This is a genomic window from Lactobacillus sp. UMNPBX15 (assembly GCF_002553785.1).
Classification (GTDB): domain Bacteria; phylum Bacillota; class Bacilli; order Lactobacillales; family Lactobacillaceae; genus Lactobacillus; species Lactobacillus crispatus.
On record NZ_PCYV01000001.1, the window covers coordinates 100,550 to 126,445 of the forward strand.

Here is a 25,896-nt window from a genome sequence, read left to right on the forward strand (position 1 = left end):
AAAAAACTCCTCAAGAAAAAAGTTGGACAAGCATAGTCCAACTTTTTAATTAGTATCTATATTTTACTACCGCGAACGTGCTTTCGCACGAAAAATGCTTAATTATTTAAGTAAATCTGCTAAAGCCTTTTGATAATCTTCAGCTGCCTTTTCTGCAGTGGCAATGTCTTTTTTGTTTACACCAACATAGGCCTTAATTACTGGTTCAGTACCTGATGGGCGAAGTGCTACCCAGGTTTCATCATCTAAAAAGTACTTCAACACATTAGATTCTGGGAACCCTTCTAATGGTGTCTTCTTGCCATTTTCAATAGTTTCTTTTTGCAAGAAATCTTGAATCTTAAGCACTTTACTACCGCCGATTTCGGTTAAGTGCTCATTACGCAACTTGCTCATTAATTCGGCCATCTTCTTTTGACCACCAATACCTGGCATTTCAATTGCACGGGTAATTTCATAAGCAACGCCATACTTTTGCCAAATTTCTTGCAAACCATCAAAGACAGTCATCCCACGTGAAGCATAGTATGAAGCAACTTCGGCAAACATCAATGCACCCTGCATGGCATCCTTATCACGAGCAAATGGTTTAAACAAATAGCCATAGCTTTCTTCAAAGCCCATCAAGAACTTAGCATCACCAGCTTTATTCATCCGGTCAACTTCTTCACCAATGTACTTAAAGCCCGTCAAAACATGCTTAGTCTTAATACCAAAGTCCTCTGCAATCTTAAATGGCAAAGCACTAGAAACAACTGAAGTAACGATCTCATAATCAGGGGTTAATTGACCATTTTCCTTCATATGAGCCAATAGGTAGTAAGCCATCAAAGTAGCAATTTGGTTACCAGTCAAAACTTGGAAATCACCATCAGTTTTTCTAACTGCTGCACCCATTCTATCAGCATCCGGGTCAGTAGCAATAATGACATTAGCATTTACCTCATTTGCCAACTTAAAACCAGGTTCAAAAACATCACGGTATTCTGGATTAGGCTTAATTGTGGTTGGAAATTCTGGATCAATGATTGATTGACTTGGCACAGGAATCACATTATCAAAGCCGCCTTGTCTGAAAGCACGATCATAAAGCATCTTGCCTGTACCATGAAGTGGAGTATAAATGATCTTTAACTTGTCAGCGTTGGCCTTAACCATCTCTGGATCAACAGTTACTTGCTTCAATTCATTCAAGTAATCTTCATCAACATCTTCACCTATTAACTGCAAAGTGCCATTAGCACGCAATTCTTTTACTGGTGCAGCCTTGACAGCAAAAATATCAGTTACTTTTTGAGCATAAGCAAAAAGTCGATCTGCATTATCTGGTGCCATTTGTGCACCATCTTCACCGTAAACTTTATAGCCATTGTATTGCTTAGCATTGTGTGAAGCAGTGATATTAATTCCAGCGAAAGTATGCAAATGACGTACTGCATATGAAAGTTCTGGTGTCGGTCTTAAATCATCAAATAAGTAAACATGAATTCCGTGTGCACCTAAAACTCTGGCAGCATGTTCTGCAAACTCTCTTGAGTGATATCTTGAATCAAAGGAAATAGCTACCCCACGCTTTTTAGCATCAGCACCATTTTCTTCAATTAAACGAGCTAAGCCTTCAGTTACTCGACCTACAGTAAACAAGTTAATCCGGTTGGTACCGGGTTCAAGACGACCACGCATCCCCGCAGTACCAAAATTAATATCCTGTCCAAAGGCATCTTCGATCCATTTTTCATCCTTGCCCAAAGTATTTAATTGATCTTTTAAATAATCTGGTAAATTAGTAGCTTTTTGCCATTCTGTATAAATTTCTTTAGCGTCCATCAATGTCCTCTATTCATTAAAAATTGGATTTCTAAAGCGCTTTCAAACTGTTAACAATTTTCTATTATCTGCTATTAATTATAAAACTTATTAGTCATTAATTTAAGCTTTAGACAAAAAAAGACATGTCCAATACGAACATGTCTTAATGAAAAAACGAATAAATTTAATTTTTCTTGTCTTGCAAGTCTTGGTAGTAATTATATGCAGCTTGACCAGCTACACTACCTTCACCAACTGCATTAGCAATTTGGCGTAAATCTTTTTGACGAACATCACCTAAAGCAAAGATACCAGGCACCTTAGTTTCCATATGATCATCAGTTACAATCCAACCATGGTCATCCAAGATACCAAGATCCTTAAAAGGTTCAGTTTGTGGTAAAACACCCACGTAAATAAAGACACCAGCAACTGGAATTTCTTTTTCGGCACCAGTTTCCTTATCGCGGTACTTAACCCCTGTGACTTTCATGTCATCGCCTAAGATTTCTTCAGTTTGTGCATTCCAAATGAAATGCATCTTCTTGTTGGCAAATGCACGCTTTTGCAAAGTTGGTTGTGCTCGCAATTGATCACGGCGGTGAATAACTGTAACGCTCTTAGCTAATTGTGAAAGATAAATTCCTTCTTCAATTGCTGAATCACCACCACCGATGACAGCTACATCTTCATCTTTAAAGAAAGCGGCATCGCAGACGGCACAATATGAAACACCTTTGCCTGAATATTCTTCTTCTCCAGGCACATTCAAATGCTTATGATCTGAACCTGTAGCAATAATTACGATCGGTGCACGATACTCATTGCCATCATCAGTTTTAACTAACTTATCCTCGCCATCGAGTTCAACACTTTGTACGTTGCCATACTTATAATCTGGTTCAAACTTCATCATTGTGTCGTACATCTTTTGACTAAGTTCTGGACCTTTGATTTCAGAAAAACCAGGATAATTGTCGATAGCATCAGTATTGTTCATTTGACCGCCATAGGGACCGCGATCAAGAACAAGAATCTTTAAGTTAGCACGCGCAGCATATAAGCCAGCAGTCATTCCACCAGGACCTGCACCAATAATAATTACGTCGTATTTATCAGCCATAATCTATCCTTCTTTCTACTTACTTTTGATAAGTAAATAATACAATAGATTTACCTTCTTGCCAACTATTTTGCTTATCTTTTATAAACGAATTTCAGGCTTTGGTTCTCTACCCATCATTTTCTTAATTTCTGTATCAACATCAGCATCTTCATAAAGAACACGGTAGATTGCCTCTGAAATTGGCATATCAATGCCCTTTTCTTCACATAATTCGTGAACAGCTTTAACAGTAGTAGCGCCTTCGACAACTTGTCCCATATTTTTCAAAACGTAATCTAAAGTCTTGCCTTCGCCGATTTGTTTACCAGCACGCCAATTACGTGAGTTTACTGAAGTACAAGTTACAATTAAGTCACCAATACCTGACAAGCCTGAGAAGGTCATTGGCTTAGCACCAAAGTATTGCACACCCAAACGAGTGATTTCTGCTAAACCTCTAGTCATCAAGGCAGCTTTGGCGTCATCACCATATCCTTGGCCTACTAAAATACCTGCAGCAATCGCAATTACGTTCTTAACGGCACCACCAACTTCTACACCTACTAAATCATCGTTAGTGTAGAAACGAACGTAGTCATTGGAGAACAATTCTTGTACCCGCTTAGCATTTTCTTCATTAGTTGATGCACATGCAATCGCGGTTAAATCTTTTTGAGCAACATTTTCTGCGTGACTAGGACCTGAAATTGCAACAATCTTATCTTCATCATCTGGATAAATTTCTTCAGTTAAAATTTCAGAAATAAGCTTCTTACTGCCTGGTTCAATCCCTTTAGTTGCAGTAACTAACAGTGGCTTAGCACCCGTCTTATCTAAAACCTTGCGTACGTTTTTAGCAACGATTCTAACTGCCTTAGTTGGCAAAACAAATAAAACAAGTTCTGCCCCATCAAGAGCTGCTTCCAAATCACCAGTAGCCTTGGTATTCTCATTTAATTTCCAATCCTTCATATAATGGCTATTGGTGTGGTGAGCGTTAATTTCTTCATTAACACTATCAATGTTACCGTAAAGAGTTACATCGTTACCATTATCGGCTAACATTGAACCCAATACTGAACCCCATGAACCATTACCTAAAACTGCAATCTTTATCATTTTTTCTCTCAAACTTTCTAATTAAAATCTTTTATTAATTCTAATCTCTTGAATACGGGTATTTTAATCCACTACCATCCAAATACCATTTTGGCTTAACGACTTTCCGCCGATAAATCCATAAAATAATTGTAGCAATAAAGAGGATTAAACTTAATGCCTGTGATACTCGTATTATACCAAAAATATACAGACTATCTGTCCTCATTCCTTCAACGAAGAACCTTACTACACTATACCAAAGAAGATAGGTCATGAAAACTTCTCCCTGCTTGAAGAGATGTTTTTTATGACGCAAGGATAGAATTAAGATTAAGCCAATCAAATTAAAAAATGATTCGTACAAAAAAGTTGGTTGATAATACGTCCCACCTATTTTCATTTGCTCAATAATAAATTGTGGTAAGTGTAAGCTTTGTAAAAAATGAAGAGTAGTTGGTGCGCCGTGCGCCTCTTGATTAACAAAATTACCCCAGCGCCCCAAAATCTGAGCTGCCATGACTCCAGGCACAATGATATCCAGCATTAAAAATGGAGGTAGCATTCGTTTATAACAGAAAATCAACAGTACAATTAAGCCGGCAATTAAACCACCATAAATCGCAATCCCACCATTCCAAATCGCAATAATTTGCTCGGGATGCTGTGAATAATAACCCCATTCAAAAATCACATAATAAATACGTGCGCCAACATACCCTAACGGTACTGCCCACAATAGCAAATCGACAAAATCATCTGGAATAATTTGACGTTTTTTTCCTTCGTTAATCGCCATCCAGCAAGCTAACACAATGGCTACTGCCATAATGATGCCATACCATTTGACACTTAAATTTCCTAAATGAAAGGCCACCGGATTAATTACTAAATTAGTCATTATGCGGCACCTTATTCGTATCTTCTTTTGAGTGCTCTGAAATCAGACTAGTCAAATTATTATCAAAAGTTTGAGTTGCATCATAGCCCATCTTCTTAGCTCTGAAGTTCATCGCTGCTACTTCAATAATAATTTCAATATTACGTCCAACCTTAACCGGAATATTTACTTGTGGAATTGGCACATTACAGATTTCACGTGTATTTTCTTGAAAACCTAAGCGATCATAGTTAGCCTTAGGATCCCAATTAACTAAATTAATTACCAGTTGAATCTCGGTTCTATTTTTAACAGCACCAGCACCAAATAAGTTCATCACATCGATAATGCCGATTCCTCTGATTTCCATTAGATGCTTTAAAATCTTAGGCGCTTCACCTACAACTGTATTATGGTCTTTTTGGAAGGCATCTACTCGATCATCTGCAATCAAGCGATGGCCTCTTTGAACCAAACCCAAAGCAGTTTCAGACTTACCAACACCAGATGCACCGGTTAGCAAGACACCCATCCCTTTAATTTCAACTAAAACTCCATGAATGCTAGTTCTTTTAGCTAAGCGTGCACGTAAGTATTCAGTTAAAATACTGGAAATATACGTGGTAGATTCTCTTGTACGTAAAATCGGAATTTTGTGTTCTTCTGCAGCTGCAGACAATTCTTCCGGCACTGGTAAAGAGCGTGAAATTAAAAAGCATGGTGTCGCTTCAGTACACATCTTATTAAAGACATGCATCCTAATATCATGGTCTAAGCGTGCCGCATATGAAATTTCTGTGCGACCCAGCAACTGAATTCGCTGTGCAGGATAAAAATCAAAATAACCGGTTAACTCCAATCCAGGGCGATAAATATCAGAAACATAAATTTCTTCATCTTTGATATATTCCTGTCCTTGGTAAACTTCAAGGATACTCTGATTGTCCTGGATCAATTTGCTTAATCTAACTTCATCAGCCATATTAGGCCTCCTAACTATTTATCAATATCTTTAGTGGTGACATTTCTAGCTTTTTTTCTTGGTCTAGGACCAGAAGTACTAGTAGCCTTAAACCACTCACGATAACTTCCACTACTTGGCATATTATCTTGATTTTTCCTTCCAGTAAACCTATAAATAAGCCAAATGATTAAAATCGCAATTACAGCTACTGGTAAAAGTAAAATAAATGCCTTAAATAGAACAAACAATAAACTTAAAATAATTAGCGCTACTAAAACAAGCGTTACAATTCCCATTAAACTCATTTTTTTAACCTAATCTGGATTCTCTTGACTAAGCAACCACTGTAAATAGGAATAAATAAACGGTTGCAATTTTCCGTCCATTACTCCTTGAGCGTCAGCTGTTTCATGACCTGTCCGTAAATCTTTCACTAGGTTGTAAGGATGGAAAACATATGACCTAATTTGTGATCCCCAGCCAATCTCCTTTTGATCGCCTTTCAGAGCCTGCTTTTGCTTACGCTTTTTTTCTTCTTCTAAGTGAAAAAGCTTTGCTCTTAATTCATTCATCGCAGTTTCACGGTTTTGCAATTGCGAACGCTGTGCCTGAGACGTAGTCACAATTCCTGTTGGTAAGTGCGTAATTCTAACGGCACTAGAAGTTTTATTAATATGCTGCCCACCAGCACCACTAGAGCGGTAAACATCAATCCGTAAATCCTTAGGATCAATATCAATTTGAATACTGTCATCAACTTCTGGAATCACTTCTACAGAAGCAAATGATGTATGCCGTCTTTTAGCCGCATCAAATGGCGAAATTCTAACCAAACGATGGACACCATTTTCTGATTTAAGCATTCCGTAAGCATTTTTACCTACAATTCGCGCACTAACGCTCTTCAGCCCAGCTTCTTCACCAGGCTCATAATCGTTGATTTCAAATTTAAAACCAGCTGTATCACAATAACGTTGATACATTCTTAGAAGCATCTGTCCCCAGTCCATCGCTTCTGTACCGCCAGCACCAGGGTGAATTTCCATCAAAGCATTATGGCTATCATACTTACCCGACAAGAGCAGGTCTAACTCATAATTATGAAAATCTTCTTGCAGCGTAGCTAGATCCGCTTCAACTTCTTTTTGCAAGTCAGGATCTGGTTCTTCACGCAAAAGTTCAACCGCAGTAGTTTCGTCTTCGTAGCTAGTTTGCAATTTTAAAAATGAATCACGTTTTTCCTTTAATCGGTTGGTTTCACTAATTAATTTTTGCGCTTTTTCCTGGTTATTCCAAAAATCAGGCTGCGCCATCTTGTTTTCATTAATTTCGATGCTTTCATCAATCGCATCTAAGTCAAAGAGACCCCCTAAAGTGATTTAGACGTTTTTTTAGTTCATCTAACACACTTTGAATTTCACTAATTTCCATTTTTACCTACCATCTTTTATTTTATTGCAAAAAAAGGGAAGCTCTTAACTCCCCTTTTTCTTTATTAACGACTAAGATTTTGTCTAATTTCAGCCTTCATGAACAAACGAGTTACATCAAATTCAATATTTGAAATCATTTCTTCAAACATTCTGTAACCAGAATCTTGATATTCAACTAATGGGTTCAATTGACCGTATCCACGAAGACCAATTGATTGACGCAACTGATCCATTGCATCAATATGATCAGTCCAACGATCATCAACCACACGCAAGATAACTACCTTTTCAAATTCAAGCATTTGGCTAGGATCGCCTAAGGCCTTTTCCTTATCTTCGAAGTTTTGCTCAACAATGTCATAAAGCTTCTTCTTCAAATCTTCAACACTAATAGTCTTGAAGTCAATTGAGTCAGTTACCTTGTCTGAAGTCAAACTTGAGGAAATGAAATCGCGTAATGAGTCAAGACGCCATTCCTTGCGTTCACCTTGAGTAAACATTGCTACTTGGTGATCAATTGTTCTGTGAATCATTGGAATTAAAACATTCTTCAATGACTTATCAGCTTCAATGACCTGCATTCTTTCGCCGTAGATAATTTCACGTTGAATACGCATAACATCATCGTATTGCAAAGTTTGCTTACGAGTATCATAGTTATTACCTTCAACACGTTTTTGAGCAGATTCAACTTGGCGAGTAATCAAGCGACTTTCGATAACCTTATCATCATCATTATCTGATAAACGATCCAAGAAGTCCTTAACTCGATCACCACCAAAACGCTTCATCAAATCATCTTCAAGCGACAAGTAGAATCTGGTGTAACCTGGGTCACCCTGACGACCAGAACGACCACGAAGCTGGTTATCAATACGACGTGATTCGTGACGTTCAGTACCAATAACTGCCAGTCCACCAAGTTCCTTAACACCAGGCCCCAACTTAATATCAGTACCACGACCAGCCATGTTAGTAGCGATAGTTACCGCACCACGTTGACCCGCATTCATAATAATTTGAGCTTCTTTAGCGTGGTTTTTCGCGTTCAAAACTGCGTGCGGAATACCAGCTTCATCAAGCAAATGACTAAGTCTTTCTGAACTTTCAATGGCAACAGTACCAACCAAAACAGGTTGACCATTAGCGTGACGCTTCTTAATTTCTTCAACTACAGCGTGGAACTTAGAGTCCAAAGTTGGATACAAAATGTCTGGCATGTCTTTTCTGGCAATTGGACGGTTAGTAGGAATCGTGATTACCTGCATGTTGTAAATTTCACGGAATTCTTCCTCTTCAGTCTTAGCAGTACCAGTCATACCTGACAACTTCTTGTACATTCTGAAGAAGTTCTGGTAGGTAATAGTAGCTTGCGTTCTTGATTCTTCTTGAATCTTAACGCCTTCCTTAGCTTCAATAGCTTGGTGCAAGCCATCTGAGTAACGACGGCCTTCCATTACACGACCAGTGAATGAGTCAACGATCAAAACTTCGCCATCTTGAACAACGTAGTCGATATCCTTAAGCATGATGTAGTTGGCACGAAGAGCTTGGTCAATGTGGTGAACCAACTTTTGGTTTTCAACATCGTACAAGTTCTTTAGGCCAAAGTGTTGACAAGCCTTTTCAATACCAGTTCTGGTAAGTGAAATAGTCTTAGTTGGCCAGTCAATCTTGTAATCGCCGTGATCTTCATCATCGTCGGCATCATCATCGCTCTTGTCTTCAGTCAAAGTCTTAACAAAGCGGTCAGCACGGATGTAATCACTGTTTGCTTGTTCAGCTTCACCAGAAATAATCAAAGGAGTTCTAGCTTCATCGATTAAGATAGAGTCAACTTCGTCGATGATAGCGTAGTTCAATGGACGTTGTACCATTTGTTCCTTGTAAACAACCATGTTGTCACGCAAATAGTCAAAGCCAAGTTCTGAGTTAGTTGAGTAAGTAACATCACAGTTGTAAGCTGCACGCTTTTCGTCTGGTGACATTGAGTTCAAGTTCAAACCAACAGTTAAGCCAAGCCACTTGTAAAGTTGACCCATTTCTTCTTCGTCACGACTTGAAAGGTATTCGTTAACAGTAACAACGTGTACACCCTTGCCTTCAAGTGCGTTCAAGTATACTGGCATGGTTGCTGTCAAAGTCTTACCTTCACCAGTCATCATTTCGGCGATGTTACCGTAGTGAAGTGCAATACCACCCAAAATTTGTACGTGGAATGGGTAAAGTCCTAATACACGCTTAGCACCTTCACGGGCAACCGCAAAAGCTTCTGGTAAAATATCGTCTAAACTTTCACCTTTCTTTAAACGATCACGAAATTCTGGTGTCTTTGCTTGCAATTGCTCATCAGATAATTTGCTCATCTCATCTGCATGAGCTTCCACCTTATCTGCTATTTTTTCAAACTTTTTAAGTTCTCGTTTATCATCGTTATATAGTTTCTTTAAAATATTTGCCATTAAATCGGTCCTTATATGTCGTAAAGTCTAAAAATACAGATTAATTTTAACATGATTGCTATCAAAAGAAAAATATCTCACACAAAAAACCCCACGCAAAACTCACGCGAGGTTCCAATGTGTAAAAGTATTTTAACTCAATTATTCGTTAGTTTCAATCAAACCGTAACGACCATCGTTTCTACGGTAAACAACGCTAGTGCCGTTAGTTTCTGCATCTTCAAAAACGAAGAAGTCATGTTCCAACATGTCCATTTGTAAAATAGCTTCTTCTGGATCCATTGGCTTTAAGCTTACACGCTTGTTACGAACAATATCAAATTCGCTAGGCTTCTTTTCTTCTTCAGGTTGTTCTACAAAGAAATCTTGTAATCCCTTTTCACGACTCTTTCTATTTACACGAGTCTTGTACTTTCTAATTTGACGTTCGAGTTTTTCAGAAACGAAGTCAATGCTACGATACATGTCATCCGTGGTTTCTTCGGCTCTCAAAACTAAGTATGGTAAAGGAATAGTAACTTCAACTTTAGCAGAGCGGTCACGGTATACTCTCAAGTTTACGTGTGCAATCACATCTTGATTCAATTCGAAGTACTTCTCTAACTTGTTTAACCGCTTTTCTACATAACTTCTCAAAGCATCAGTTACTTCAATATTTTCTCCACGAACATTGTACTTTAACATATAAGATTCTCCTTTCACCGCTATGCGGTTTTTCTTTACAAATTTATTATACCAAAAAATGTAAGCGTTTCATAACAAATCTAATGACAAATTGAAAAGCTTTCAATTTTCATTTCGGGAAAACCCTGCTGTAAACAGTCTCGCGCGTGATATAGCGTGCGCCCGGTCGTGTAAATATCATCCAAAATTAATACTTTTCCTGAAACTATATTTTCCTTGATTTTAATATTTTTATCAATCAAAAAGCTTTGAGGCGTTTTAAGCCGCTCCTCTTTGTTTTTCTCACCTTGGGCATGACTACCCGATTGTTTAATCAGAAGCGGTGTCAGCGGCAAAATATCAGCATAAATAGCAAAAATTGTATCAAACTGTCGTCTTGATTGATGTTCAGGTGAAGTGGGCACGGGCACATAAAAGTCATAGTTAGTTTTACACAAATAGTCATAACACAAATCTTGCAATACTTCCCGCAAAACATAATCTCCGCGCCGCTTATAAGCAACCATCAAGTCATGAAAAGCAGAATTATAACGATATAAAGCATGATTATGCAGAATATTTTTGCCATAAATGGCTTGCCAGTTTCGACAATCGCTACACATAAAGCCTTGACTTAGTTCTTTATCACAGCCAGAGCAGCGATTGTCTGCTAGCTTTTCAAATTGTTTTAAACACTGTAAACAAATCTTATTTTCTCGCGCTGGTTTAAAAGAAAAAAGCTGTGCAAATTGTACTGGTGGAGTAAACTCCTGCTCACATAATAAACAAGTTCTCATCTATTCATCCCCTTGATCTGCTTAATACTCTGTCGAATATTCTTGGTATAACGATGATAACAATACAAAACTAAGCCCGTTTGGTCATCGTGAGCCCGACCAACTCGACCTGCAATTTGCACCAAACTAGCAGCAGTATAAATTGCATCATCTGCTGCAATAATAATTACCCAAACATTTTTAAAAGTTACACCACGCTCTAAAATTGTGGTTGTCAACAATAAGTCATATTTATGATCACGAAAAGCCTGTACTTTTTCTAATCGTTGCGGATCTTGTGCATGAACACCGGCCAATTTAATTTTGTTTTGCAACTTTTTCCGCAAAGCTTCTTGATAAAGCGGAATTTCTTCAATCCGTGGTACAAACAAAAGCAAAGGATGACCACTTTGAATGACTTTTTTAATCTCCTGCATTAATTTAGGATGAATTTGTCCCTTCCGCAAAAACGGCCTGATAAAAAACCTTTCTCTTGGTACAGGCAATAATCCACCATGAAAACGCCGATTTAAGCGCAAAATTTCTAACTTCCCTGTTTTAGCTTCCAAAAGCAAATCGTTCGTTGGCGTTGCGGTTAAATACATTCGAGTCCCAGTTGTTTTAACCGCATTTTTGGCCGCAAAATGTAGTTGCGGATTACCTACATAAGGAAAAGAGTCTACCTCATCAATTACCAATAAATCAAAGGCACGATAAAACTTCATCAATTGGTGTGTAGTACAAATTGTCAACTGCTCTAGCCCTATTTCCTTAAATTCACGGCCATGATACTTACCGATCTCAACTTGGGCAAATGCTGCCGAAAATCTTGGAAACAGCTCATTTACCACATCAATTCTTGGTGTAGCAATACAAGCGCGCTTTCCTTTTTTCATACATCGAGCAATCAACTGAAACAACATCTCAGTTTTACCCGCCCCAGTTACAGCATGAACCAATGTATTTTTTCTTTGTTCAAAATTTTGTACTAATTTATCCGAAATATTCTGCTGCAATGGGGTTAGTTTACCTTGCCAGCTTAATCCCCCGTTTTTAACATGAGAAAAAGTATTATTACTGTCTTTTCTAATAAGCCAATCGCCCTCATTTGCACGTCCCAAGCCAATACAACCACGACAATAATATTTACCATTAGGCAGTCGACTATTAACTTGGCTGCCACAGCGATTGCATTTACCTTTTTCAATTACTGGAATTTTGCGGCATCCCTCAAATGTGCTAGAATCCTCTTGACTAACAATCCATTGACGACCTGATAATAGAGTCAAATCTTCCATATTTTTACCTCCCTATTATCTATTACGCAAAAAGAGGCGATTATTTTGTCAGAAAAGGAAAATTTTTTAACTATTAAAGAAAACGGCACCGGTGAATTAATTATCAAAAAGAGCAGATTCATTGCCAATATTGCCCGCACCACTACTACTGATGCGGCAAATGATTTTATTCAAAAAATCTCTAAAAAATATCGCGATGCTTCGCACAATACCTTTGCCTACACGATCGGCTTAAATGACGACCAGGTCAAAGAAAGCGATAATGGTGAGCCATCAGGTACGGCTGGTGTTCCTGAATTAAAAGCATTGCAATTAATGAATTTAAAAAACGTTACAGTCGTAGTAACCCGTTATTTTGGTGGAATCAAATTAGGAGCAGGCGGTTTAATTCGTGCCTATTCCAATAGTGTCACCAATGTTGTTGAAAAAGTCGGCGTCATTAAACGCGTTTTACAACAAGAATTAATTTTTAGCGTACCCTATAACCGCTTCGATGAAGTTGATCATTACCTAAAACAGCAAAAAATTTTTATTGCCAACACCGAATACGGTGTAGATGTTAAAATTCATATTTTTGTTAACGATGACCAACAAGCTAAACCTAAGGAAGACCTAACTAATTTATTGGCCGGACAGGTTACCTTTACTAATGGTGAAAAACGCTATAATGAAATTCCTGTTGAAGCTAATAATTATCATGAACAATAAAAAGAGCATTTGGATATTTCCAAATGCTTTTTTGCTACTTATTATTTTTTTTACTCTTCAATTGATCTGGTTTTTCGTCTCCTAAGTGCCAAACTTCAATTGTTGGATCAGTCTTACTCTTTTGATTAATAATTTTCTGAATTACATGCATCAAAGGATGGTATTTTTCACCCAATAAACCAATTGATTCCACAAAATACTCTAAGGCAATCAGCAAGCCTAAGATCAGAAGCCAAGTGCCCCAAGTTGGCGAAAGCAGGAATAATAAAGAAATAAATGAGAAAACCAATGATAATGCATAAATAGTCAATACCGTCTGTCGGTGCGTTAACCCCATTCGCATCAGCTGGTGATGTAAATGATGCTTGTCTGCTTCTGAAATTGGCTTTTTGTTTAGCTTTCTCCGAATCATTGCATAAACGGTGTCAGTAATAGGCACTCCCAAAATGATAATTGGGACCAACAATGAAATAAAAGTTACATTCTTTAACCCCTTCAGAGATAAAACGGCGATCATAAAACCAATATAAAGTGCACCCGTATCACCCAAGAAAATTTTTGCTGGATGGAAATTATATGGTAAAAAGCCCAATAAACAGGCAGCTAACATAAAACAAGCAATTGGGACATATAGCTGATGAGTGTGCAAGAAGAAATAACCTACGATCCCCATGGTAGTCAGAGAGATCATTGAAACCCCATCAGCTAGACCATCAAGTCCATCAATCAAGTTAACTGCATTAGTTAAAGCTAAGATCCAAAAAATAGTAATTGGGAAACTCCACCAACCTAGATTTACTTCATGTGCAATGAATGGCACCTTTAACACATTCATTCTGATTCCAGCTAAAAAGTAGATAATCAATGAAGCGATAAAAATCCCAAACATTTTTTGTCTAGGTTTTAACTCCAAAATATCGTCGATCAATCCCGTCAAAACAATTACGCTTGAAGCGAGTAAAATCGAAAAAATTTCATGAGTCGGAAATTGCTCACGCAACAGAACAAAAGTACCGATATTAAAAGTAACAAAAATCCCCAGTCCACCAATCGTTGGCATTGGTTTCTTATTAACTCGCCGGGCATTAGGATTATCAACAGCTCCTAAGACAAAGGCAAGCCGTCGAATAAACGGTGTAATTGCCGCTGAAATAATTACTAATAAGAATAATTCAACAATAATTTTAAACATATTTGGCTACTTTCCTTATTTACTTGTTCTAATTATACAAGTAGTCAGTATTTTGCACAAATAGCAAAAAAAGTTTGGAAAAATTATCTTCCAAACTTTTTAATTTATTTAGCGATCGCCACAACTCTTTTTTCACGGATAACGGTAATCTTAATATTACCTGGATAATCAAGTTCTTTTTCAACCTGATTACGAATATCACGTGCCAAAATAACTGTCCGATCATCTGAAATTTCGTCAGGTTCAACCATCACACGAACTTCACGTCCCGCTTGAATTGCATAAGCCTGCTTAACGCCTTGGTAGCTCTTAGCAATCTTTTCCAATTCGGTCAAACGTCTAATATAATTTTCCAAACTCTCGCTTCTTGCACCAGGACGAGCACTAGAAATCGTATCTGCTGCAACAACAAGTTCAGCAATAAACGACAACTTAGGCACATCGCCGTGGTGTGCAGCAATCGCATTTACTACAACATCTGGCTCATGATATTTCCGAGTTAGTTCAACCCCAATTTCTACATGGGAACCTTCAATATCATGATCGATGGCTTTACCAATATCGTGTAATAACCCCGCGCGAACTGCTAATTTTTCATCCAAGCCTAATTCTGCAGCCATTGTGCCTGCTAGCTTACCAACTTCAATTGAATGTGACAAAACATTTTGTCCATAAGAAGTACGATATTTAAGACGACCTAGCGTCTTAACTAATTCAGGATTCATCCGGTGAATTCCCAGCTCCATCAAAGCACTTTCACCTGCTTCATAGATGTCATCGTTAACTTCTTTTCTGGCCTTATCGACCATTTCTTCAATTCTAGCTGGGTGAATGCGGCCATCCTTGATTAAGCGTTCCATCGCTCTTTTGGCAATTTCACGTCTAATTGGATCAAAACCACTCAAGGTAACAACCTTTGGCGTATCATCAATAATTAGATCTATTCCAGTCAAAGCTTCAAATGAACGGATATTGCGTCCTTCACGACCAATAATCCGTCCCTTCATCTCTTCATTTGGCAGATCAACAACAGATACAGTTGTTTCGGCAACTGTATCTGCCGCGCTACTTTGAATAGCATCCACAATGACCTGATTAGCATAATGATCAGCTTTAGCTTTTACTTCTTCGTTACTATTTCTGATCATCTCGGCTCGTTCTTTGACTAGTTCATCAGATAATTGACTAAGCACAATCTTCTTGGCTTCTTCCTCATCCAACTTAGCTACGTCATAAAGCTTTTGCCGTCTAGTTTCTACTAATTCTTCAGCCTCAGTTAATTTTGCCTTTAAGCTAGCATACTGCTGCTTTAATTGGTCTTCCTTTTGCGTGAGTCCACTTTCACGTTCATCTAATAAAGAATTCTTATGATCTAAGGTATCTTCACGTTGTTGTAAACGATTTTTCTCCCGAGCTAAATTATCTTTCTTGGAATTTAACTCATCCTCGGTCTTTTGCCTAAAATCACGAATTTGTTCTTGAGCTTCAAGAATTTTTTCTTTTTTAGTATTTTCTGCACTTTGCTTAACAGCCGCTGCTGCTTGCTTTTGTGCATTAACTTCAGCTTGTGCTGCAGCAACCTGTGCCTTAGCATCAGCTAAAATGTGGTCAGCATCATTCTGGGCATTTTGAGCTTTTTGTTCCCAAGAATGCTTGCGAATTGCATAACCAACCACTGAACCCACCAAGAGTGAAACAATGGCAGTTGCGACGGGAATCATAATTGTTAACATATTATTCATGATTACTATCGCCTTTTTTAGAATTATTCACACAACTTTTATGATAAAGAACCTATCTGTTCATGTCAATTAAATCAAAAAACCTTGGAAAATAAATCCAGGGTTTTTGACATAATTATTTAGCTTGATCAGACTTTTTATCTGTAGCAGCTTCTTTTTCTGTCTTGGCTTCTTCGCGCTTCTCCTTGATCTTTTCTGGATCTTCACGATCAGCAATTGACTTTTCATCAATCCCGTAAGCTTGACGCACTTGCTTTTGGATATCTTGATAAATATCTGGATGCTCTTCTAGATACTTCTTAGCATTCTCACGTCCCTGACCAATTCGATCACTCTTGTAAGAGTACCAAGAACCTGCTTTATCGATAATGTCCTTATCAGCAGCCATGTCCAGTAATTCACCACTTTGTGAAATTCCCTTACCGTACATAATGTCTACTTCTGCCACCTTAAATGGTGGAGCAACCTTGTTCTTAACAACTTTAATTTTAACTCTGTTACCAAGAACATCTCCTGATTGCTTAATCTGTTCAGCTCTTCTTACTTCCAATCTAATAGTTGAGTAAAACTTAAGAGCACGACCACCTGGGGTAGTTTCAGGATTACCAAACATTACCCCAACTTTTTCACGAATCTGGTTAATAAAGATGGCAATAGTTTTGGTTTTAGAAATATTACCTGATAGCTTACGCAAAGCTTGACTCATTAATCTCGCTTGTAAACCAACATGGGCATCCCCCATCTCGCCTTCAATTTCTGCTCGTGGTACTAAGGCAGCAACAGAGTCGACTACTACAATGTCAATTGCCCCACTGGAAATCAAAGTATCAGCGATTTGCAAACCTTCTTCACCAGTATTAGGTTGTGACAAAATTAATGAATCAATATCTACACCTAAAGCTTCAGCATAAGCAGGGTCCATCGCATTCTCTGCATCAATATAAGCTGCAGTACCACCACGCTTTTGTACCTCAGCTACAGCATGAAGGGCTACAGTAGTCTTACCAGATGATTCTGGGCCATAAACTTCAATAATACGACCACGAGGATATCCACCTACACCGATAGCAGCATCTAAAGCTAATGAACCTGTTGGCACTGTTGAAATTTGCGTATCAGCTTTTTCGCCCATCCGCATTACAGCACCCTTACCGAAATTCTTTTCGATTTTTTTAAGCGCTGCATCTAAAGCAGCCTGTTTTTCGTCTTTGGCCATTAATGTCCTCCTATTTTTCGTACCTAATAATTATACTTTGACCGCCGTCCAATTTGCAAGAGAAATGCAAACGAACGTTCAAAGGATTTTTTACCCTCTATTATTTATTACGCAAAAAATCGCCATTATTTTTTTACAAAATAAAAAAGAAGCAAATGCTTCTTTTAATCATTCTTGACTTAATACTATTTTACATTGAGCCCTTGAATACGCCCCATGATTGGTGGAAGTAATCGTAACCTGAGTAAATAGTAAAGATCAACGCAAGGTAAAGTAAGATAGTACCAATGTGGAAGAAGTCACCAATCAATAAGAAAATGATTGATAACATTTGGCAAGTAGTCTTAATTTTACCAGGCATCTTTGCTGCTAAAACTTGTCCTTCATTTTCTGCTAAGATCAAACGCAAACCAGTAACAGCCAATTCACGACAAACGATGATAGCTACTACCCATGCTGGAGCAAGTTTCAATTCAACTAAGAAAATGAAAGCAGTCATAGTTAACATCTTATCAGCTAATGGATCAGCAAACTTACCAAAATTGGTTACCATATTACGTGAACGCGCAATGTGACCGTCAAACCAATCAGTAGCCGAAGCAACAGCAAAAACGATAGCAGCAATAACACGACTCCAAACAACAGTTGAGCCTGCTGCTTGAACACTAGCATTCCCACCAAAAATGATGATTAACATAAATACTGGAATCAAAAAGATTCTAAAAACAGTAAGTTTATTAGGTAAATTCATTCTAACACTCCTAGATTTTAATTGTTGTTATTATTTCCACCATCATTGCCATTGTTAGTGTCTGCTGATGATTGAGTAGTAGATGATTGTTGAGTTTGACTACTTTGTTGGGTTTGTTGGCTACTTTGAGTAGTAGTAGATGATTGTTGACGACTGCTTTGATGAGTAGCACTGCTTTGAGTAGTTGTACGGCTTTGGGTAGAACTACTATTGGTTGTATTGTTATTAGTAGAGCCCGTATTATTAGAACTACTATTATTTTGACTAGTAGTTCCCTTAGCCTTACCAATCAACAAAGTAATTGTCCTGTACGCATTGTTTGCTGTATATGGGATTTTCTTACCTGCAATAGTGATTGAAGTACCATTATCGTTGCCTAAAGTAATCACTACTCTCTCTGCATTGCTTGGCAAAGTCATAGTGTGCTTTTGATTAGCAAGTAAAGTTGATTGCCAGCTATTAGCATTACCATTGACTTGTACACCTGCTGAAATATTTTGGTTTTCACCAGCACGCACAACTAGGCGACGGTTTTTATTCAAGCCAGTAACTCGGTACTCATTGTCACTAACCTTAGTAACCTTAACTTTATTGACTACTACTTTTTTAGCTTTCTTAGAAGATGACGATGATGACTTTTGTGATGAAACAGTTACATCATTATTATCAGCTTGGTTCTTTTGACCACCTGAAGAAAGACGAGCATACAAAACGTACACTACAAGAATTACGATAATTACACCAAGTCCGATCGCAATTCGTGGCAAGTAATTCTTCCACAAATTTTTCTTATTGTCGGTGGTTTCTCGTACTTCTTCACTCTTATTATCAATCGAGTTTTCTACGTACTCATCTGGCTTAGCTTCTGGTACATCATCGTGGTAATCACTTAATAACTCCTTACCATCCAAGCCAACAACTTGTGCATATTGACGAATAAATGCTCTAACATAAAAATCGCCTGGAAGTTTATCAAATTCATTCTTCTCAATCGCTTCAAGATATCTGCTCTGAATTTTAGTAGCTTTTTCAATATCTGCAATTGAAAGTCCCTTAGCCTCTCTGGCGCTCTTTAATTTATCTCCGATATCTGCCATATTTACCTCTTCAAATTTTAATTTATCATGTTGAGTATACCATAAAATTCTTATTACAACGTCTTAGTTATAAAAGCCATCCACCTGTAACATAAATTGTCTGTCCTGTTAAATAACTACTACGTCGATCTAGCAGTGTTCTAACCCAGTATGAAATATCACTGCCATTGGCCCAACGACCAACTGGGATTTCATCTTTTACCTCTTGAATCGTATCCTCAGAAAAGAATGCATTCATTTTGGTTTTAACCGCACCAGGCGCAATTACATTAACCGTTAAGTTATTGGAAGCAACTTCACGCGCATAAGCCTGAGCGAACCTGGTTAAACCACCTTTAGTTGCACTATAGACGCTTTCTAATGCACTACCTGCACCACCATAGACTGAGCCTAAATAAACTATACGACTAAAATCTCGTTTCATCAGTTGTGGCTCTAACAATTTAGTTAACTTAATTGGCACAGTAAGATTAATATTAATCAGATCAGTGATATTTGCTAATTTTTCATCACCTAAAAAACCATACTTAGTAATTCCTTGAGCAAAAACTACTGCATTAACTGGCAACAAGTTTTTAACAAAATCTGTTAACTGTGCATCCCCTGTCGCAAAATCCAACTGTAGCGACATAAAATCCTGGTCAGGATGCTTAGCAAACAGCTCTTGAACTAAATTTTCAGCTTTTTGAGAATTAGAATGATAATGCAAGTATAATGACCAACCGGCATCTGCCAAATCTCGACAAATATCTTGACCAATACCGCCAGTTGCACCAAAGACAATTGCTCGCTTCAACTTTATCAACCCCTTACTTGTTTTCTAAGTAAGCAGAACAAAGTTCACTGTCTTTCATAATCTTTTGGCAGTAGTCATAAAACTGATCAAAATTCATCGCCTGCAATTTAGCTATATTTTGTGTTAAATTTTCATGATCTAAATTTTCTTCAATTAATTCAATTGCCAAATAAGACAGATCATTACTTGTCCTAGCAGTGCGTGCTAACCATTCTTTCTTTTGCAAAATGAAGTTTTGTCTAATAAAACGGTATTCCGCTGAATTTTTCTTAATTGGTTCCGTCAATACCCTCTTTATTTCTGCAATTACTTCTTGAGCTTGAGGACTTACACCAAAAATAGTAGCAAAATCGCCCTGCCTGGTGTAATTAACAGAAATCTGCAGCGAATCCATTAACAACTGCTTTTTTCTCATTTCTTCAAACCATGGTCCCATTGCACTTAGTTTTGATTCTAACATTATTTCTAACAGAATTTGAGTCAAATCAAAGCTTAATAATACTTTCTTAAAGTTTTTAAAGCGAATTCCTAAACCAAAGGAATTAGAATTACCTCTGGCTGGCAAGACTTGATCATGTAACATGCGAAAACTAACTTGTTTTTCAGCTGTGCTTTTACCTTTCCCGTGCAAATATTTTTGCTGCAGCTTTCCTACTTGCCGCAAAATCGTTTGCACTTGATTATCAGAAAAATCACCGCAAGCAACAAATTGCATCTTTTCTGGCACATAATTAGCCTCATAAACTTGGGTCAAGTTTTTCACTGTAACTTGATTAATTGATTCTTTCGTACCTACAACTTCGATCCCTAGATTAGAATCACCAAACATATCATGCATAATCGCATTATTTACGCTCCAAGTTGGGTCATCCTGATACATGGCCAATTCTTGTTCAATAATCGGAGCCTCTTGCGCGATATTTTCCTTAGTAAAATACGGCTGCCCTACCAATTCAAACAAGAGATCGATCATTTTAGGCGTATGCTCAATTCCACTACAATAAAACATTGTTTCATTAAAAGACGTGAATGCATTAACGTCAGCACCAATATCTTCAAATTGCGTTGACAGATCACCATCTTTTTTGGCAAATAGCTTATGCTCTAAGAAATGAGCCGAACCGGCAACCTTTTGTGGATCACTACTACCAAAGTCAACAATTATACCGAAAAATCGTTGATAAAAATGTGGCTTTAAAATAATTTCGGCTTTAAAGCCTGACTGATATTCTTTTTTGATAATTTTTGGTGTCATCATTTTAAAACATAACTTTCATTAAAGAATAAATTTTGTACGAAAGCTACTAACTGCTTAGGTGTAGCTCTCCTAATTGCATTTTCACGATCAAAGTCTAAATATCCCGAGAACAATTCATCACGCAACATTTGACCCATCTGCCAGTTTTGACCGTCTAGACCAATCTTCATATTACGCAAAATTGCCTTTTTAGCCTTTTTAAATAAATCATCTTCTACTTCGCCCTGAACTAGTTTACCTATTTCGGATAAAATAATTTTTCGAGCCGCTGCAATCTTACTAGGATCAAGTCCTGCACTGACTAAAAACAAAGAATTATTGGCAAAGCAGCTTGCTTCAACATTATAAGCTGCTCCCAATTGCTCCCGAATTTGCGTAAATAATTTAGATGATTGATCACCTGCCAAATATTGCGATAATAATATTCCCATTACTTGACCGCGATAATCAATACTTTGTTCTAAACCAAAGCCCATTAACAATTGAGCTTGCACATTTCCTTGATCATCCTCTTTTTCAATCAACTTTCTTTTAGCTGGAATAGTTAGACTAGCTGTTTGAAATGATTTAGTTAAACCAGTTTGTTGAAACATAGCCTGAGCTAATTTAGAAACCAGATTATTATCCCTGGTCATTCCTAAAATTTGCATTGGTACATTAGCTAAATTACGCCAATAATGCATCATAGTCGTGCTAGTCGCAGCTTTGATTTCATCTAGTGAGCCAATAAATGTCTCCGCATAATCAGGTTGATCCTGATACCACAATTTAAAAAACTGCTCCAACGCATAATTAGATGGTTGTTCAATCAGTTCTTGATATTCTTCTGCTAATTGACGTTTAGCATATTCCACCAAAGGTTCCGCAAAATTAGGTTGATTAACTATTTGTGCAATCACATTAAGAATTTCTTCATACGTATAATGTGGATCCAAAATCTCAATCGGCTCAACAAAATTGGCATAATAAGTCAAAAGTATTTCTTTACCAAAAACTTGTGGCATAATCTCCAGCTGTAAATCATATAATTCTGCCAATCTTTTTTGTTGTAAAGCAAGTGACGGATAACTTAAGCTGCTATTCATCTGTATTCGCGCTAGCAAACTAGCATAAGCTAAATTATGTTTAGTCAGCGGCAAACGCAAAAAACAGCCAATAGCGGCTGTTGTAAACTTTTTATTTTTTCTAATTGCAATATTAGTTGTGAGCATTGTTTGAATTACCTTCATTCTTTATTGGTGGCACTAAAACTTGTCGTGGCTTAGAGCCTTCAGATGGACCAACAATCCCTTTAGCTTCCATTTCATCAACAATTCTAGCAGCACGATTATAACCAATTCTAAACCTACGCTGCAACATTGACACGCTAGCCGTCTGTTGACGTCGTACTAAATCAACAGCTTGCTCATAGAATTCATCTGCTGGCTCATCATCTTTACTATCAGCATTTGATGAATTTTCACCTTTTTTAGGAATCATTGTCTCATCATAACTAACCTCTTGTTGCTTCTTAACCCATTCAATTACGCGTTCAACTTCATCACTAGCAATATAAGCACCTTGAACACGTTCAGGTTTAGATGCCCCAATTGGCATATAAAGCATATCACCACGACCAAGTAATTTTTCTGCACCTGTTTGATCCAAAATAGTCCTTGAATCCACTCCACTTGATACAGCAAAGGAAATTCTCGATGGTACATTTGCTTTAATCAAACCGGTAATAACATCAACACTTGGACGCTGAGTTGCCAAAATCATATGAATTCCGGCAGCACGTGCCATTTGTCCTAAACGAACAATCGCGCCTTCAACATCGTGACCACCAACCATCATCAAATCACTAAGTTCATCAACTACAACTAGAATATAAGGTAACGGCTTCATCACTGGTTTAGTTTTATCACGATTGTTTTCAGCAACTTTTTGATTATATTCACTCATGTTTCGCACGCCACCAGCCGCAAATAGCTTATATCTGCGCTCCATTTCTTTAACAACTTTGCGCAGTGCATTTGCGGCTAGCTTAGCATCGGTCACCACAGGGATCAATAAATGCGGCACACCATTATAAACTGAAAGTTCGACCATCTTTGGGTCAATTAAAACTAATTTAACTTCTTCAGGCCGCGCCTTCATTAAAATACTGGCTAAAATTGTATTAATCGCTACGGACTTACCAGAACCAGTTGAACCAGCAATCAATAGGTGTGGCATCTTAGCTAAGTTGGCAGAAATAATGCTTCCAGTTACATCTTTACCCAATGGTACATCCATCGGATCGCTTTTGGCTTTATTATCTTGATGTTCCATCACGTCTTTGAATGAAACAACAGACGTTGCTCGGTTAGGTACCTCAATTCCGATAAAGGGCTTACCAGGAATTGGTGCTTCAATTCGAATATCTTTAGCCGCAAGCGCCAAAGCCAAATCATCCGCTAAGTTTACAATTCGACTTACCTTAACGCCAACAGCTGGCTGGACTTCATAACGCGTAATAGTTGGTCCTAAAATAGCTTTTTTAATAATCACCTTAACGCCAAAACTCTTAAACGTTGATTGCAAAACTTGGGTATTTTTCTTAATTAAATCACGGTCAGTACTCTGATCAGTCGATTTAATTGGATCAAGTAAGCTTAAAGGTGGCATCTTATAAGCTTTATTGACTGGCGCATCAGTTTTTAGTTCACCATGATCGACATCGGCTAATTCCTGCTTTAACTTTTGATCATCTTCCGCAAAAGAATGTGACTTAGGTAGTTCCTTTACCCCGTCATCATGTTGTGGTGCAATTTGAATTTGCGGTTCTGGATCAGGTGTGGTCTCTGGCTCAACTTCTACGTCTTCAGCCGTCGGCGTTACATCGTCATCAGTTGGATCGGCAGGGTCAAAGTCTGCTACATTAGGAAAAATTGGTTTATCGTCATCAACTAAATCTTCGTCTTGTTCCTCTTTTTTCTGACGCCGCTTTTCCAAAACGTCATTATATTTATCTTTGACCTTTACCCCAGCTTCTTTATTCTTTTTGATGAATAATTGACTAACTGTCTGGAATTTTTCGATAATTGTTCTAAATTTAACATCAAAAAACATCAAAATTCCAATTGGCAGCAATAAAATAGCAAAAACACGGACACCGATTTGCCCTAGTAGTGGATAAAAAAGTTGATAAGCTAATGAACCAATTAACCCACCACCAATGCTCTCAGTGACTCCAGCACGACCAAACTCCGCGGCCATTGCATGCCAAAAAGAATTCAGGAAATTACTGTTAACTAATTCATGTTCAAAATACAAGTTACATTGAATTAACAGAATTCCCAAAAAAGCGATTGCTAACCCCAAGCTACGCTTAATTGTTAAGTGAATCGGTTGATTATAGATTAAATTTACTAGGCCAAAAAGTCCCAGTAAACCTGCCGCAAACAAATAGGAATCCCCGAAGAACATTCGAATCAAATTTGCAATTTGCTTACCCAAAATACCGAAACGGACAAAAGCTAGCCCCGCTATTAAAATCAAGACTAAACCACAAATACTCCAATTAAGACTTTGCTTTTTGTTTGCTTTTCGCTTATTGTAGCTCTTTTTGGCCTTTCTTTGTTTCTTTTTTGCAGGCATGTACTCACCTGATTAATTATCGAATTCAGCCTTGAAGTTCAAGTTAACCGGCTGACCCAAAGTTAATTGGGTTGTTTCATAGATCAAGGTCTCAAGTTGCTCAACTAATGGTCGAGTTAGTAACTGCCAATCTGAATTACTAATGTCAGAGCCATCACCATGGTAATCTTTTAATTGCACGATTTGATGAATCAAGCCGCTTGCTTCAAACATAGCTGGTGCAGGAATTACATCATATTGAATAGCAACATCATAGTAACTACCATTTTCTTCTGAATGCTCATCGTCACCGCTAACATCTAATTTTCTAATTCCTGGTCTAACGTCACTAATTGGTTTGGTATCTTCATCAACTAAATCATAATGAAATGCCTGTACGATAATATCTGTCTGTTTCTCAAAATCCATTATTTATTCTCCCCTAGATTACGTTCATATCTTTCAGGACGATCATAGTCATCTTTTAACTTGTCATTTTCATAATGATGGGTTGTTTCCATATTAGGAAAACCTTGCTGGCGTAAAGCTTCTAGCAAAACCATTGCTACAGAATTAGACAAGTTATAGCACCGAATGTTATCAGACATTGGGATACGTAAATTACGGTCATAGTATTCACGCATAAAAGTTTCTGGCAAACCAGTTGTTTCTTTACCAAAAACAAAGTAATAATTCTTGTTAGGATCAGTATAATCGACTTGTGCATAATTTTTTGATGAGAATTTAGAAATTAAATACATCTCATCATTAGGCCCTAAGGTCTTCAAAAAGGCATTCAAGTCATCATGTCTGCGTACATCGACCTTGTCCCAATAATCAAGACCTGCTCGCTTCATTTTTTTATTATCGATTTGAAAACCAAGTGGTTCAATCAAATCAAGGACAGTGTTAGTCCCCGCACAAGTACGAGCAATATTACCAGTATTAGCTGGCATCAATGGTTCATACAAAACTACATGATTAGTCATTCAAAAAACTCCTTATTAAAAAAAGCGTAGCTTTTAAGCCACGCTTTAAAACTATCTAG

23 protein-coding genes are annotated in these 25,896 nt (G+C 37.7%); 1 reads left to right on the forward strand and 22 read right to left on the reverse strand.

Annotation, left to right across the window (positions count from 1 at the left end):
* Positions 1-102: 102 nt before the first annotated feature.
* From CP366_RS00540 to CP366_RS00590, 11 genes are all read right to left on the reverse strand, one after another.
* Positions 103-1,827, reverse strand: coding sequence for a phospho-sugar mutase (locus CP366_RS00540; protein ID WP_005718648.1), 1,725 nt, complete (start codon positions 1,825-1,827; stop codon positions 103-105).
* A gap of 166 nt (positions 1,828-1,993) precedes the next feature.
* Complete coding sequence (trxB, locus tag CP366_RS00545) at positions 1,994-2,932, reverse strand: thioredoxin-disulfide reductase (RefSeq protein WP_005718646.1); 939 nt, start codon at positions 2,930-2,932, stop codon at positions 1,994-1,996.
* A gap of 81 nt (positions 2,933-3,013) precedes the next feature.
* Positions 3,014-4,033 (reverse strand): NAD(P)H-dependent glycerol-3-phosphate dehydrogenase, encoded by a 1,020-nt coding sequence (locus CP366_RS00550; protein ID WP_013086058.1) that lies wholly within the window; start codon positions 4,031-4,033, stop codon positions 3,014-3,016.
* Positions 4,034-4,073: 40 nt separating this feature from the next.
* On the reverse strand, positions 4,074-4,913 hold the full coding sequence (gene lgt / locus CP366_RS00555; RefSeq protein ID WP_089147776.1) for a prolipoprotein diacylglyceryl transferase: 840 nt from the start codon (positions 4,911-4,913) through the stop codon (positions 4,074-4,076).
* Complete coding sequence (hprK, locus tag CP366_RS00560; protein ID WP_089147775.1) at positions 4,906-5,874, reverse strand: HPr(Ser) kinase/phosphatase; 969 nt, start codon at positions 5,872-5,874, stop codon at positions 4,906-4,908. Before hprK ends, lgt begins: the two co-directional genes overlap by 8 nt.
* Positions 5,875-5,888: 14 nt before the next feature.
* On the reverse strand, positions 5,889-6,161 hold the full coding sequence (locus CP366_RS00565; RefSeq protein ID WP_013086056.1) for a hypothetical protein: 273 nt from the start codon (positions 6,159-6,161) through the stop codon (positions 5,889-5,891).
* A gap of 9 nt (positions 6,162-6,170) precedes the next feature.
* Positions 6,171-7,287, reverse strand: a protein-coding gene (prfB, locus tag CP366_RS00570; RefSeq protein ID WP_098034847.1) for a peptide chain release factor 2 whose coding sequence is annotated in 2 segments (ribosomal slippage) — positions 6,171-7,214 and positions 7,216-7,287 — 1,116 coding nt in all. Because the reading frame shifts where the segments join, the coding sequence is not laid out codon by codon here.
* 64 nt (positions 7,288-7,351) lie between these two features.
* Positions 7,352-9,751, reverse strand: coding sequence for a preprotein translocase subunit SecA (gene secA, locus CP366_RS00575; RefSeq protein ID WP_013086055.1), 2,400 nt, complete (start codon positions 9,749-9,751; stop codon positions 7,352-7,354).
* Positions 9,752-9,892: 141 nt separating this feature from the next.
* Positions 9,893-10,435 (reverse strand): ribosome hibernation-promoting factor, HPF/YfiA family, encoded by a 543-nt coding sequence (gene hpf, locus CP366_RS00580; RefSeq protein WP_089145503.1) that lies wholly within the window; start codon positions 10,433-10,435, stop codon positions 9,893-9,895.
* An 80-nt stretch (positions 10,436-10,515) separates the two neighbouring features.
* Entirely contained in the window at positions 10,516-11,211 is a 696-nt protein-coding gene (locus CP366_RS00585; protein ID WP_089145504.1) for a ComF family protein, read from the reverse strand.
* Complete coding sequence (locus tag CP366_RS00590; protein ID WP_089147774.1) at positions 11,208-12,488, reverse strand: DEAD/DEAH box helicase; 1,281 nt, start codon at positions 12,486-12,488, stop codon at positions 11,208-11,210. The genes CP366_RS00585 and CP366_RS00590 overlap by 4 nt, the downstream gene beginning before the upstream one ends.
* 45 nt (positions 12,489-12,533) lie before the next feature.
* Here CP366_RS00590 and CP366_RS00595 point away from each other — a divergent pair, with 45 nt between their 5' ends.
* Complete coding sequence (locus CP366_RS00595) at positions 12,534-13,196, forward strand: YigZ family protein (protein WP_005718635.1); 663 nt, start codon at positions 12,534-12,536, stop codon at positions 13,194-13,196.
* 34 nt (positions 13,197-13,230) lie between these two features.
* On the opposite strand, the gene CP366_RS00600 is transcribed toward CP366_RS00595, so the two are convergent.
* From CP366_RS00600 to CP366_RS00650, 11 genes are all read right to left on the reverse strand, one after another.
* Complete coding sequence (locus tag CP366_RS00600; RefSeq protein ID WP_005718634.1) at positions 13,231-14,388, reverse strand: glycosyltransferase family 4 protein; 1,158 nt, start codon at positions 14,386-14,388, stop codon at positions 13,231-13,233.
* A gap of 104 nt (positions 14,389-14,492) precedes the next feature.
* Complete coding sequence (rny, locus tag CP366_RS00605) at positions 14,493-16,130, reverse strand: ribonuclease Y (RefSeq protein WP_013086051.1); 1,638 nt, start codon at positions 16,128-16,130, stop codon at positions 14,493-14,495.
* Positions 16,131-16,245: 115 nt separating this feature from the next.
* Complete coding sequence (gene recA / locus CP366_RS00610; protein WP_013086050.1) at positions 16,246-17,346, reverse strand: recombinase RecA; 1,101 nt, start codon at positions 17,344-17,346, stop codon at positions 16,246-16,248.
* A 190-nt stretch (positions 17,347-17,536) separates the two neighbouring features.
* The gene (pgsA, locus tag CP366_RS00615; RefSeq protein WP_005718631.1) at positions 17,537-18,097 is read right to left on the reverse strand and encodes a CDP-diacylglycerol--glycerol-3-phosphate 3-phosphatidyltransferase; all 561 of its coding nucleotides are present in this window, start codon (positions 18,095-18,097) and stop codon (positions 17,537-17,539) included.
* Between the two features lie 17 nt (positions 18,098-18,114).
* Complete coding sequence (locus CP366_RS00620; protein ID WP_013086048.1) at positions 18,115-19,194, reverse strand: RodZ family helix-turn-helix domain-containing protein; 1,080 nt, start codon at positions 19,192-19,194, stop codon at positions 18,115-18,117.
* A 67-nt stretch (positions 19,195-19,261) separates the two neighbouring features.
* Positions 19,262-19,990 carry an elongation factor P 5-aminopentanone reductase gene (gene ymfI / locus CP366_RS00625; protein ID WP_035443121.1) on the reverse strand — a complete coding sequence of 243 codons (729 nt, stop codon included), beginning with the start codon at positions 19,988-19,990 and terminating at the stop codon, positions 19,262-19,264.
* A 13-nt stretch (positions 19,991-20,003) separates the two neighbouring features.
* Positions 20,004-21,248: a pitrilysin family protein gene (locus CP366_RS00630; RefSeq protein ID WP_013086046.1), complete on the reverse strand. Its 1,245-nt coding sequence runs from the start codon at positions 21,246-21,248 to the stop codon at positions 20,004-20,006.
* Positions 21,245-22,459 (reverse strand): pitrilysin family protein, encoded by a 1,215-nt coding sequence (locus CP366_RS00635; RefSeq protein WP_089147773.1) that lies wholly within the window; start codon positions 22,457-22,459, stop codon positions 21,245-21,247. Before CP366_RS00635 ends, CP366_RS00630 begins: the two co-directional genes overlap by 4 nt.
* Positions 22,446-24,869 carry a DNA translocase FtsK gene (locus CP366_RS00640; protein ID WP_089147772.1) on the reverse strand — a complete coding sequence of 808 codons (2,424 nt, stop codon included), beginning with the start codon at positions 24,867-24,869 and terminating at the stop codon, positions 22,446-22,448. The genes CP366_RS00635 and CP366_RS00640 overlap by 14 nt, the downstream gene beginning before the upstream one ends.
* Positions 24,870-24,881: 12 nt before the next feature.
* Entirely contained in the window at positions 24,882-25,277 is a 396-nt protein-coding gene (locus tag CP366_RS00645) for a DUF1149 family protein (protein ID WP_005718624.1), read from the reverse strand.
* Positions 25,277-25,837, reverse strand: a complete 561-nt coding sequence (locus CP366_RS00650; RefSeq protein WP_005718623.1) for a tRNA (cytidine(34)-2'-O)-methyltransferase — start codon at positions 25,835-25,837, stop codon at positions 25,277-25,279. Before CP366_RS00650 ends, CP366_RS00645 begins: the two co-directional genes overlap by 1 nt.
* Positions 25,838-25,896: the final 59 nt, after the last annotated feature.

Excerpts from the sequence above, each read along its gene's own strand:
- CP366_RS00540 (WP_005718648.1), bottom strand. The coding sequence starts at position 1,827 with ATGGACGCTAAAGAAATTTATACAGAATGGCAAAAAGCTACTAATTTA.
- trxB (WP_005718646.1), bottom strand. The coding sequence starts at position 2,932 with ATGGCTGATAAATACGACGTAATTATTATTGGTGCAGGTCCTGGTGGA.
- CP366_RS00550 (WP_013086058.1), bottom strand. The coding sequence starts at position 4,033 with ATGATAAAGATTGCAGTTTTAGGTAATGGTTCATGGGGTTCAGTATTG.
- lgt (WP_089147776.1), bottom strand. The coding sequence starts at position 4,913 with ATGACTAATTTAGTAATTAATCCGGTGGCCTTTCATTTAGGAAATTTA.
- hprK (WP_089147775.1), bottom strand. The coding sequence starts at position 5,874 with ATGGCTGATGAAGTTAGATTAAGCAAATTGATCCAGGACAATCAGAGT.
- CP366_RS00565 (WP_013086056.1), bottom strand. The coding sequence starts at position 6,161 with ATGAGTTTAATGGGAATTGTAACGCTTGTTTTAGTAGCGCTAATTATT.
- secA (WP_013086055.1), bottom strand. The coding sequence starts at position 9,751 with ATGGCAAATATTTTAAAGAAACTATATAACGATGATAAACGAGAACTT.
- hpf (WP_089145503.1), bottom strand. The coding sequence starts at position 10,435 with ATGTTAAAGTACAATGTTCGTGGAGAAAATATTGAAGTAACTGATGCT.
- CP366_RS00585 (WP_089145504.1), bottom strand. The coding sequence starts at position 11,211 with ATGAGAACTTGTTTATTATGTGAGCAGGAGTTTACTCCACCAGTACAA.
- CP366_RS00590 (WP_089147774.1), bottom strand. The coding sequence starts at position 12,488 with ATGGAAGATTTGACTCTATTATCAGGTCGTCAATGGATTGTTAGTCAA.
- CP366_RS00600 (WP_005718634.1), bottom strand. The coding sequence starts at position 14,388 with ATGTTTAAAATTATTGTTGAATTATTCTTATTAGTAATTATTTCAGCG.
- rny (WP_013086051.1), bottom strand. The coding sequence starts at position 16,130 with ATGAATAATATGTTAACAATTATGATTCCCGTCGCAACTGCCATTGTT.
- recA (WP_013086050.1), bottom strand. The coding sequence starts at position 17,346 with ATGGCCAAAGACGAAAAACAGGCTGCTTTAGATGCAGCGCTTAAAAAA.
- pgsA (WP_005718631.1), bottom strand. The coding sequence starts at position 18,097 with ATGAATTTACCTAATAAACTTACTGTTTTTAGAATCTTTTTGATTCCA.
- CP366_RS00620 (WP_013086048.1), bottom strand. The coding sequence starts at position 19,194 with ATGGCAGATATCGGAGATAAATTAAAGAGCGCCAGAGAGGCTAAGGGA.
- CP366_RS00630 (WP_013086046.1), bottom strand. The coding sequence starts at position 21,248 with ATGATGACACCAAAAATTATCAAAAAAGAATATCAGTCAGGCTTTAAA.
- CP366_RS00635 (WP_089147773.1), bottom strand. The coding sequence starts at position 22,459 with ATGCTCACAACTAATATTGCAATTAGAAAAAATAAAAAGTTTACAACA.
- CP366_RS00640 (WP_089147772.1), bottom strand. The coding sequence starts at position 24,869 with ATGCCTGCAAAAAAGAAACAAAGAAAGGCCAAAAAGAGCTACAATAAG.
- CP366_RS00645 (WP_005718624.1), bottom strand. The coding sequence starts at position 25,277 with ATGGATTTTGAGAAACAGACAGATATTATCGTACAGGCATTTCATTAT.
- CP366_RS00650 (WP_005718623.1), bottom strand. The coding sequence starts at position 25,837 with ATGACTAATCATGTAGTTTTGTATGAACCATTGATGCCAGCTAATACT.